Source organism: Anabaena sp. UHCC 0187 (assembly GCF_009712035.1).
GTDB lineage: Bacteria > Cyanobacteriota > Cyanobacteriia > Cyanobacteriales > Nostocaceae > Dolichospermum.
In genome coordinates, this window is the sequence record NZ_VILB01000012.1 from 34,208 (window position 1) to 46,142 (window position 11,935).

The window sequence follows — 11,935 nt, forward strand, 5'->3', positions numbered from 1 at the left end:
TAGAATTATAGCAAAATATGACAACTATTCAAAGTTAATTTGACATAATTTTGTCTTTTGTCAAGTTGAAGCCTAAAATCTACATTTTTTTGGAGTTTTCGAGTTTATGACAACCTCACAGGAGAGGATTATCCCGACGGATTTGCGAGGTGAAATGTCGCGGTCTTATCTAGAATACGCCATGAGCGTAATTGTAGGTCGGGCGTTACCAGATGCTAGGGATGGTCTCAAACCTGTGCATCGTCGCATCCTCTATGCCATGCACGAACTGGGTTTACTACATGATCGCCCTTTCAGGAAATGCGCCCGGGTGGTCGGGGAAGTCTTGGGTAAATATCACCCCCACGGTGACACGGCAGTGTATGATGCTTTGGTGCGAATGGCGCAGGATTTCTCCATGCGATCGCCTCTCATCAGTGGACATGGTAACTTTGGTTCAGTAGATAATGATCCGCCGGCGGCAATGCGGTACACTGAGTGTCGTTTGCACGCCCTCACCAGTGTGGCCCTCCTCCAGGATATTGAAGCTGAAACCGTAGACTTTGCCGATAACTTCGACGGTTCTCAACAAGAACCCACAGTTTTACCCTCCCGCATTCCCCAACTTCTGTTAAATGGTTCTTCGGGAATTGCCGTGGGAATGGCGACAAATATTCCTCCGCACAACTTGGGAGAATTGATTGATGGATTAGTAGCCCTAATTCACAATCCAGAAATAACTGATATGCAGTTAATGCAGTATATTCACGGTCCCGACTTCCCGACTGGGGCGCAGATTTTGGGAGTTAGTGGCATTAAAGAAGCTTACACCACTGGGCGCGGTTCAATTACCATGCGGGGTGTGGCCAATATTGAAACCATTACCCAACGCAACCGTCCAGAACGGGAAGCAATTATCATTACCGAATTGCCTTATCAAACCAATAAAGCGGCATTAATCGAAAAAATTGCCGAGTTGGTGAATGATAAACGCATTGACGGCATTTCCGATATCCGGGACGAGAGCGATCGTGATGGGATGAGAATCGTCATAGAATTAAAACGAGATGCCTATCCCCGCGTTGTTTTAAACAACCTTTATAAACAAACCCCTTTACAGTCTAATTTTGGGGCAAATATGTTGGCATTGGTCAACAGCGAACCCCAAACCCTGAACCTCAAACGTTTCCTCAGCGTCTTCCTAGATTTCCGCATTCTCTCCATTGAACGCCGGACTCGCTATGAACTACGGAAAGCCCAGGAACGAGATCACCTATTACAAGGATTATTAATTGCCCTATCACGATTAGATGCAATTATTGTTTTAATTCGTCATGCACCAGACGCACCCACAGCCAAAGGTGAGTTAATTACAACTTACGGACTGTCGGAAGTGCAAGCAGACGCAATTTTGCAAATGCAGTTGCGACGATTAACAGCCCTAGAAGCTGACAAAATTCGCCTCGAACACGACGATTTACAAGTTAAAATTACCGACTTACTGGATATTTTAGCTAAACGGGAACGGGTGTTAGAAATCATTGAAACGGAAATTAGTCAAATTAAAACTAGTTTTGCCACACCCCGGAGAACAGTAATTACTCATGGGGAAGGAGACATAGATGATATTGACTTAATTGCCAATGAAAAGGCGATTATTCTGGTGACAGAACAAGGTTACATCAAACGGATGCCCGTCAACACCTTTGAATCCCAAAGCCGTGCCACCAGAGGCAAAGCGGGCGCGAAAGTCAAAGATGATGATACCATTGAGCATTTCTTGACCTGCTGCGACCATGATAGTATCTTATTTTTTAGCGATCGCGGAGTCGTCTACTGCCTAAGAGCATATCAAATTCCCGTCAGTTCTCGCACCAGTCGGGGGACACCGATTGTGCAAATGTTGCCCATTCCCAAAGAAGAAAAAATTACCTCCATTGTCCCCGTAGACGAATTTAGCAGCGAAGAATATCTCGTCATGCTCACCAAAGGCGGTAACATCAAAAAAACCGTCCTCGAAGCATTTAGCCACATTCGCGCCAACGGATTAATTGCCATATCCTTAGAAGAAGGCGACCAACTACGCTGGGTGAGAAGGGCGAGAGTAGAAGACAGCATTATTATCGGTTCGCGTCAAGGTATGGCCATTCATTTCCGCTGTACCCATGATCAACTGCGTCCCTTGGGTAGGGCAACTCGTGGCGTAAAATCCATGAAACTCAAGAATAAAGACGAACTCATTGGCATGGATATCCTGCCAGCAGCTATTCTCGACACCTTAGCTACTGTCATAGAAGGGGAAAGCGAAGAAATCGAAGAAACCGCAGAAATTGAAGAAATTGTAGAAACCGCAGAAATTGCCGAAATCGAAAATAGCGAAGAAATCGTAGAAGTCAGCAACGCCAACAGTACCGGACCTTGGGTATTAGTCATTACCATGGGCGGTTATGGCAAGCGCGTTCCCGTTTCCCAATTCCGACTGCAAAACCGTGCCGGACAAGGTTTAATGGCCACCAAATTCAAAAACCGCAAAACCAAAGACAAATTAGCCACCTTGCGAATTGTCAACAGCGACGAAGAAATCATGATGGCCACCAATCGCGGTATTATTATCCGTCAAGCGGTGAATGCCATTTCTATCCAATCAAGATCAGCCACTGGTGTTAGAGTGCAACGTCTAGACGAAGATGATGCCATCACCGGAGTAGCAATTGTTCCCCCCGACACAGGTGATAATGGCGAACTAGAAGAAGCAGAATAGACTTTTTGCATCGCCTTTGACTTACATCAAATTCCCCCTCCTCGCCTGCGGGGAGGGGGGTTAGGGGGTGGGGTCTTAGGGTCGTTGAAAACATAAACTGATGATCAAACTCGGACACCAAAAGATATCCAACTCCATTAAATATTATACCTTATCCTTTATCAGTGGCATATTCATGGGAGCAACCGTCGCCCCCATTGGTGCGTGGTTCTTAGCCTGGGTTGCCCTTGTCCCCCTGTGGATACTAATTATTAAATATACATCCAAAACAGATCCCTCTGCCCCTCGCCCCCTGCCCCTTGCCCTAATTTGGGGTATCGGTTATCACGGAGTTGCCTTGTCATGGATTACAGGGATTCATCCAATGGATTGGTTAGGTGTCCCCTGGTTGCCAAGTCTCACTATTACCCTCCTTTGTTGGGCATTTATTAGCCTCTGGGGGGGAATCTTAGTCTCTGTTTGGGCGGCTTTAATGGTGCGCCTAGATAGGGGAAATCCTTGGTTGCGTGTTCTATTTGGGACAGCCCTTTGGTGTGGCTTAGAAAGCCTCTGGAGTGCTGGGCCTCTATGGTGGAGTTCTCTTGCTTACACTCAATCACCGCAAAATCTGGTAATTTTACATTTAGGACAACTCTCTGGGCCGAATACTGTCACGGCGGTAATTGTGGCGTTTAATGGGTTAATTGCTGAATATGGATATGAGTATCTCACGCAAAGGCGCAAAGGCGCAAAGGAAGACAGGAGTTTAGGGAAAGGTTTTGTTAATGGTTATTTAATTTTGGCTGTTTCGCTATTAATTATTTCTCATTTTATCGGTTTTATTCTCTACACTGTACCCCTAAATTCAACCCCAAGTACGGCTTTGAAAATTGGAATTATTCAAGGTAATATTCCTAATAAAATTAAGGTTCTTCCTGAAGGTTTGCGGCGGGCGATTACAGGTTACACTGAAGGATATTTAAATTTAACTAATCAAGATGTGCAAGCTGTTCTTATCCCAGAAGCTGCTATACCTATTTTTTCCCGTAGTTTAACCCAAACTCCTTTATTAGCTGCTATTCGAGAAAAGGGTGTAATAGCTTGGATAGGTGCATTTGGTGAACAAGGAACTAGTTATACAAATAGTTTATTTACGGTTCTTGGTAATGGGGAAATTACTAGCCGTTACGATAAATCTAAACTTGTGCCATTGGGAGAATATATTCCTTTTGAAAATATTTTAGGGGGAATTATTCAACGTTTATCACCACTAGAAGCACACCAAGTTCCGGGTAAAGCCAAACAAATTTTTGATACTCCTTTCGGAAGAGTAATTATTGGTATTTGTTATGAATCAGCTTTTGCGGAAAATTTCCGTTATCAAGCTTCTATGGGGGGAAAATTTATCCTCAGTTCTTCCAATGATGCCCACTATACTGCTGCTATGGCAAATCAACATCATGCCCAGGATATCATGCGGGCAATTGAAACTGATAGATGGGCTGTGAGGGCAACAAATACGGGCTATTCAGGATTTATTAATCCCCATGGACAAACTCTCTGGAAATCGGCTTATAACACCTACGAAACTCACGCAGAAACTATTTATCCTCGTCAAAATCAGACTTTATATGTGCGGTGGGGAGATTGGTTGACCCCTTTATTATTGACTTTATCTGCTATGGCGTGGTTTATGGTAAAATAATCCTCAACCACTCAAACTCTTACTCTCTGTGTCTCTGCGTCTGGGCGAGAGATAAATTCTTGCTTTTAATTATTGCTAGAAATATCAGAATAACAGCCAAAAATATCGCTAAATTCCGCAATACATCAATATTACTATGTTTAACAGCGATCGCTATTAATGCCCAAACCGTAACACCAGTATAGGCAATATCTTTGTACCTAATTGCAATCACAGCCGCAATCGTTGTTGCTATCACCAACATGATCATAGTCCAGACCTGACTATTAATACCCCAACCATTCCAACCATAAAAATATAGTGCAGAAGCCACATTGACCACAGTTGCCACAGAAATCCAACCCAAATAAATACTAATAGGATTATGCAAGCATAACTTTTTCGTTTGAGATACCCGCTTTTTGCCAATGTCTAAAAGATGATAAATTATCATTAGCGGGATTAAAATACCAAACATAGCAAGAACGGAAAAAGCAAACAGTCTAGATAGAAATAAATACACCCAAATACTTTGAAAAACAGAAGCAATCACTAACAAATATCCTGTTTTACGTAAATCTTCATCCTGTTTTTGGTTAGGTAGAAATTGATAAACTGCTAAAGCAAATAATCCTAAATAAATCACGCCCCAGACCACAAAAGCATAGTTAGCAGGAATAATCAACACATCTTTAAATAAAGTGTTAGAAATTGCCCCTATACTCAGTCCATTTAAGGGAAAAATATTTGATGCTACATTCACCACAAAAGCACCAACAACAGCAACTAAAGTTATTAGTTGTCGGATAAAATCTTGATTATTATGAGAATTAGATTGCTGCATAGATCATTACCAAGTTGGATCACTAAAAAGATGTATTGTTAATTTCTCTTTTCCCGGTGGAACTGCGGTAATACAAGCCCGGACAATTTCCCCATCGTCTAATTCTACAGTACAAGCGTGACAAGTCCCCATGAGACAACCGGTAGGAATTGATACTCCAGCCCGTTCTGCGACATCTAACAACGGTTCTCCTACTTCGGCATTAACGGTGATATCATCTGGTAAAAAATTAATTTGCATAGTTATAAGGCAGTTTTTATTTGCTCAAGAATACCTAAAAGATAGTAATTACGAATTATTCTCCTAATCACTTTGACACAAAGTGCGATAACTTTGCTCTCTATAGGCATCGCTTCTGGTCATATTTCGATTATATAGTAGATAATCTTTTAATATATTGCAATTACTTTTCAGTAAACTTTCTAATTTAATATCTGACAACTTCCGTAAAATTACATGACCTTGACCACTACCAGCAGCCAATATTTTACCATCTGGACTAAAAGTGACACTGGTTAACTCTTCGGCATCACCTTTTAAAACCATGAGTAAAACACCTTCTTGATTCCACAGCCTGAGTTTATTATCACTGCTTACGGCCAGAGTTTTACCATCGGGACTAAACTTAACACTAATAAAACCATCACCATAGCCCATGAGGGTTTTTTGTAATTGACCGTTCTCACTCCAAATTTTTACGGTACTATCAAGACTGACTGAAGCTAATAATTTACTATTAGGCGACCATTCTACACCATTTACTCTGCGAGTATGACCACTTAAATTTTTGATCATTTTGCCATCACTTGTCCATAATTTTACCAGTTTGTCATCACTAGCTGAAGCTAATAATTTGCCATTAGGGCTAAAACTAATCCAATTAACTGCGTCCTTATGACCAGATAATGTTTTTAGTAATTTACCATTTTGATTCCACAATTTTATGGTTTTATCCTTACTAGCAGAAGCGAGAATTTTACCATCAGGCGACCAAGCTACAGCTAAAACTGTATCATGATGACCAGATAATGTTTTTAATAATTTACCATTTTGATTCCATAATTTTATGGTTTTATCCTTACTAGCAGAAGCGAGAATTTTACCATCAGGCGACCAGGCTACACCCCAAACTTGATCATGATGACCTGTGAGAATTTTTAATAGTTGACCTTCCCGATTCCAGATTTTTATTGTTTGATCTCGACTAGCACCGGCAATAATGCTACTATCAGGACTAAAACTAATACTTGTTACCCAATCATCATTGATTTGGCGATTACGTAAAATCAGACTATCCCAACGCCATAAAATAATAGTTTTATCCCTACCTCCAGAAGCTAAAGTTAGTCCGTCAGGACTGAAATTCACACTATTTACCCAACTATTGTGTCCTCGCAGAGTTCCTAGTAAATTACCATCCAGACTCCAAAGTTTAACTGTTTCGTCCATACTAGCAGATGCTAAAGTATGACTATCACGGCTAAAATTGACGCTGATAACACCGCTGCTGTGTCCAGAGAGAATCTTGAGTAATTTACCTTCTCGACTCCATAATTTAATTTTTTTATCTAAACTTGCAGAAGCCAGAATTTTACTATCAACAGACCAAGCTATCGCTACAACAGCATCTTCATGGGCTGCTAAAGTTTTTAGTAACTTACCTTCTCGATTCCATAGTTTAATTGTTTTATCAGCACTGCTAGAAGCAAGAATTTCACCATCACTAGACCAAGCCACAGCTAAAACAGCATCTTTATGACCTAGTAAAGTTTTTAGTAGCTTACCTTCTTTACTCCACAATTTTATAGTCTGATCGGTACTTGCAGAGGCGATAATTTGACCATTAGGATGAAAACTAACGCTATTTACTACAGATGTATGTCCAAATAAAGTTTTTAGTAGTTTACCATCCCGATGCCATAATTTGATTGTGTTGTCTTGACTAGCGGAAACTAGCATTTGACTATCAGGACTGAAACTAATACTATTTACTATATCTTCATGGCCTGATAAGGTCTTCACTAAAACACCATTAGGACTCCAAAGATTAATTGTTGTATCTGCACTAGCTGAAGCTATTAAAGATTTATCTGCACTAAATGTCACCATTTTTACCCCAGATAAATGACCTTCTAAACGGTTACGTTCTTTAACTCCATAAACAGCTTGATATAGTGAAGTTAGCACCTTTTCTTGAGTAGAAGTATCTATCCATAGAGTTTTTTTTAATTTTTTCCCGGCTTTTAAACTTTCTTTAAGAGCATCAATACCTTTTTGAGAAGCAAATAAAGCTTCACTAGATGCACTTAAGGTTTGCATTTCACTATCTGTGGCTGTAATCACAGAAGTAGTTAAGCCAAAAATAGCAATAATACAAGCTGTTAAAGCTATTTTTAAGGTGATATTTAATCTTATCGCACTTAACCGTTGTTTTTCTTGACTATCAGCTAGTTTAGAAGTTAATTCTTTTTCTTTGAGTTCTGTTCGCAGATGTTCAATTTCTATTTGGCTTTCTTCTTCTCGCTTGCGTAATTCTCTGAGTTCTGTAAGTAAATTATCTCCCTCTTGATGGTGAGTATGTACTAAAGTAACGTCGTTCTGGGTTTTTCTTAATTCACTTTTGAGGCGTTCAATTTGTTGATAGCTATTTCTGACTTTATCCCGTAATTTATTAATTTGTGTTTGTAACCCAGATTCTTGTTGTTGTAGGTAACGAATTAAGTCTACTAAATAATCATGAATTAATTGATAGCGTTCGGGAATATTGGGAAATACAACAACTAAACCGGAGCGCACTAAAATATCTAAAATTAGCTCTAGTTTACTGGCATCTTCTAATTCTGATAATTCTGATTTTAATTCAGCACGGGTTTTAAAAGGTCTTTTATTATGATCATCTGTTAATAAGTATAAAACTAGGAGAGCAGCCCGTTCATTTTCTCGTCCACATTCTTTAATTAATTCTTTAATATAGGTTTGAATTAACTTATTTGGGCGATAGGGCTGATATTGTGCCAGAGTAGTAATATATTTATCTTGTAATTGTGCGCCCGCTAATTGTAATTCTATGGGGCGAACTTCGCCAAGTTCTGAAGACAAATCAGCAACTAGGGCATCAATTAAATCTGGTTCTAATTTTAGTTGTGATTCTTGATGTGAACGTTCGGTTAATTTTTGAATAATTTTCCGAGCGTTTTCAGGGGAAAAATTATTTAATTGATAACGAATATTTTTGTCAAGAATATTATTATTAATTGCTTCTATTGATGAAAGACATTGAAAATCTAGTAGACGATGTAAATAATCTTCCCGCAAAGTTAAAATAACTTTGACAAAGGATATCCCTAAACAATCACTAATAAATTGATCAAATATTTGTTTTTTATGAATATCTGTACAACCAAAGAAAAATTCCTCAAATTGGTCAAAAATCAAAACTGTGATTAAATGATTATCTGCGTTTTCCCGGAGTTGTTGCAAAATAAAATTAATAGTCGTGGGTACAGAAACACCAGATAGAGATTCTATTTCCATAGCTGATGTTTTTCCCAGTCCTAACATAGCTTTTTTAAAAGATTTCCCTAATTCTCCTAACCAATTTGTATATATTTGTAGTACAACTGGTACGGCAATTTGATCACCAATAGCACGGTTTTGTAATGCGGGAACTAAACCAGCGGTGACAGTAGAACTTTTACCAACACCAGACTGGCCATGAATAACGATCAATTTTTGGTCAGCACGGCTAATTCTACCAATTAAATTATTAACATCAGATTCTCTACCAGAAGCAGCAATTTCTAAAGCTATGCTACTATTGCCAACTGTAGAGATTAAAGCGGGATTGGTAACTTGTCTTTGAGGTTGTAAACGTCCCGCACCAATAAATGGCACAAAACCATATTGTTGTTCTACAGAATGGAGTTTTTGGCGAATAATATAGGCTTGCAAATATTGACCGGCTTGAAAGTATAATGATCTGAGAATCTGCAATAAGCGAATATAACGATGGGCATCATATTGATGTTCACTAGTTTCTAAAGCTAATGACAATTGTTGAGATGCTGTATCTATATATTCTGCTGCTACAGTTTCTTGTCCTAAATTATTGAGGGCTTTAGCTAAGGTTAATAAATAAATTTGTTCTAATAGTAAAGGAAATAAATAATGATATGACTGATTCTGGTTTTTTGCTTCTGCTAATTGTAGTAATGATATATGTGCGAGAATACTCGCCTGCATCCACCGTGAATTATGCACAGCTACCTGTGCTAAAAAACCATAATCACAAGCTAATTGAATTTGACTGCCATGTAATTGATGTATTTCTAGCGATTTTTGAGCAACAAGTTGCAATTCTGCCCATGCTTTTAAACTATACAAAACTTCTGCTAATTGCCCAATAAGTTCAGAAACTAATTCTGTATATCCAGTAATTTCTAATGTTTCTAGGCATTGCTGAAAATATCTTTTAGCTGATTGCCAATATCTCTCACTTGTTCTTTTATTTTGTTCAGCAAGACGACAACAGCATAGTCCAATGTAGAGGAGTAAAATTGCCTTTTTTAACCGATAAGTATAGTAATGATTTTCTTCTGTATTAATTGGATATTCTATGCCGCCTAATCTTTCTTGCAAATGCCAAAAATGCAAACTTTTCTGGAAATTAGTCAAAGCAGAATTAATGCGATCATTGACATAATCATCTATGCCAAAAATAAACTCTAAACTGGCATTTAATTCTGCTTCTATTTTCATCCCCCGGTTTTGCAATTCTTTAATTGCATAGTGGAGTTGGTCGCTACTAACCCATATTTGTTCTATGGTGACATAATTACCTTGAGTGTAGTTGCTTTGTAAAACTCTAGTAAATAAATCGTCAGTTTCTTGTTGGAGAAATTCTAGCAACCCCAGAGAAGTCATTTCAAATCTAATTGGTGTAGCGGCCCAACTGGCAAAATCTGGAGCTAACCGCACGATTTTTTGTAAGACTTCATCATTTACCCAAAAAATCATGGGGATTTGATAACATTTGCGAAATTCATCGCGGACTTGATTAATGGAACGGAGGAGATCATCTATTTCATAGACTGACTCAAACCCCATAATCATTAATCCGGTGGGTTGGTTAATGGTGAGTTGTGATTGAATTGTTGTATATAAACTTGTCGTATTTTTAGCTACAGCAATATTTTGGATACGCTCATTTCCCCAACCCATAATTGCTAATTTTTGCAGTATTAACTCCCGCAGAAATTCATAGTTACAGCAGAGCAAGATGACTGAAAACTGATTTTTAGAAAAGGTAATTGCCCTGTCTAAACTACGCAAAGACTTTTCATTAGCAGCGATTATATTCTCTGCTTGCTGTCTTTTAACCATAATTTAAATTTTTCGGTTTCTGCTAAAACTGGGTTAATTGCAAACCAAACTCCTTGGTGATCACGATATTCAAATACGAATAAACTCCGTAATAAAATATCGTACTCTACATTGCCCTTAACTCGCTGGTCTTGGATCACCTGAAAGATTAATTCACTTTCATCCATATCAATGGCATTAGCCCGATAATCTCGTTGTCTTTGAATTACTAATTCTACACACTTGCGGTCAAAAGGTGGATCTTGTTCTCGTAAACAATCAAATAGTAGTCCTAATAAATCCCGGACATGACCACCACTAATCAGACACAAGCGATCTAGGGTGTCTAAGTTATCGAATAATTGGGTCGTTAAATTTAAACGATCTGCTGGTGATATGTCAGGAAAGGCTCTTGCTAATACCATTTGTCGCATTAATCCTAGTCCTTCTGTATTAATTTCTCCAGAACGTTGCCGGACGGGAATCATTGGTAATACTTTTGGTGCGACTCCACCCCCTAAACGATGTTGTAGTTCAGCGCTATCGTTGGAAAATGTGAGAGCTAAGGGAATTGTGTAAACTATGTGGCAATTAAGTTTTCGTAGTTGTTCCCCTCGATCAATGAATAAGTATTCTGGTAGTGATCGCCCAGAAGGTAAAGGCCGGATAGCAACTCGATCCAAGTTATCGACAATGACTACTAATCCTTTTTTACCTCTAGCTTTTAGTTCTACATTGGCACGGTCTAATAGTTCTTTATTAATTGATTGTAAAATATTTTCTGTCCGTGGTTCGAGATAGTCTCTTAACCGTCTGCGTAACTGTGGGCTTTCTTTTGTTTTGGCAGTAATTTTGGCAATACCTACTGATAATTCGGCTTCTAATCCCAATTCTATCGGCGTTTGTAAAAAATCTACCACTTCGTTAAACAATTTGGTAAAGTAACTCGGTTGCACACGAAGTTTCATCACTTCCAAGTTTTCACTGACCAAACCAGCGATCGCTAAGAGAATATCTGTAATATCTATATCCACCATTTCTAAAACATGGGTGGATTCAAAATAGATAACATGAAAATTTTGTGCTTCTAACTCAGCTTTGAGTCTTAACAGTTCCGTAGATTTTCCACAACCCAAATGTCCTGTAAACAATTGACACGTTGGCGTATTTGGAGAAATTCTGGTAATAGTACGCAGCAAAGCCTCAATTATTTTACCCCCACGAACCGAAGCAAAATCAATATAATACATCCGGTCATCTACATTCTCAATCATCAACGGACGGGAAGGATTACAGGCTTGATAAAATCTTTCTAAGTTAAGAAGCA

General features: G+C 38.8%; 6 protein-coding genes. 2 read left to right on the plus strand and 4 right to left on the minus strand.

Annotation, left to right across the window (positions count from 1 at the left end; translation table 11 throughout):
* Positions 1–106: 106 nt before the first annotated feature.
* Positions 107–2,740 (plus strand): DNA topoisomerase (ATP-hydrolyzing) subunit A, encoded by a 2,634-nt coding sequence (gene gyrA, locus FJR11_RS12925; protein ID WP_168504285.1) that lies wholly within the window; start codon positions 107–109, stop codon positions 2,738–2,740.
* Positions 2,741–2,840: 100 nt separating this feature from the next.
* On the plus strand, positions 2,841–4,424 hold the full coding sequence (gene lnt, locus FJR11_RS12930; RefSeq protein ID WP_168504287.1) for an apolipoprotein N-acyltransferase: 1,584 nt from the start codon (positions 2,841–2,843) through the stop codon (positions 4,422–4,424).
* Positions 4,425–4,443: 19 nt separating this feature from the next.
* On the opposite strand, the gene FJR11_RS12935 is transcribed toward lnt, so the two are convergent.
* The 4 genes from FJR11_RS12935 to FJR11_RS12950 all read right to left on the minus strand — a co-directional run.
* Positions 4,444–5,247, minus strand: a complete 804-nt coding sequence (locus tag FJR11_RS12935) for a tryptophan-rich sensory protein (protein ID WP_168504290.1) — start codon at positions 5,245–5,247, stop codon at positions 4,444–4,446.
* A gap of 6 nt (positions 5,248–5,253) precedes the next feature.
* On the minus strand, positions 5,254–5,487 hold the full coding sequence (locus tag FJR11_RS12940; protein WP_174763038.1) for a 2Fe-2S iron-sulfur cluster binding domain-containing protein: 234 nt from the start codon (positions 5,485–5,487) through the stop codon (positions 5,254–5,256).
* Between the two features lie 63 nt (positions 5,488–5,550).
* A complete protein-coding gene (locus FJR11_RS12945) occupies positions 5,551–10,629 on the minus strand; it encodes a WD40 repeat domain-containing protein (protein ID WP_168504292.1) in 5,079 nt (1,692 codons plus the stop codon).
* On the minus strand, positions 10,599–11,935 hold a 1,337-nt coding region (locus FJR11_RS12950), incomplete at its 5' end, for an ATP-binding protein (protein ID WP_168504294.1). The genes FJR11_RS12950 and FJR11_RS12945, both read right to left, overlap by 31 nt.

Coding starts and splice junctions, on each gene's coding strand:
- FJR11_RS12945 (WP_168504292.1), bottom strand. CDS start 10,629: ATGGTTAAAAGACAGCAAGCAGAGAATATAATCGCTGCTAATGAAAAG.
- lnt (WP_168504287.1), top strand. CDS start 2,841: ATGATCAAACTCGGACACCAAAAGATATCCAACTCCATTAAATATTAT.
- FJR11_RS12935 (WP_168504290.1), bottom strand. CDS start 5,247: ATGCAGCAATCTAATTCTCATAATAATCAAGATTTTATCCGACAACTA.
- gyrA (WP_168504285.1), top strand. CDS start 107: ATGACAACCTCACAGGAGAGGATTATCCCGACGGATTTGCGAGGTGAA.
- FJR11_RS12940 (WP_174763038.1), bottom strand. CDS start 5,487: ATGCAAATTAATTTTTTACCAGATGATATCACCGTTAATGCCGAAGTA.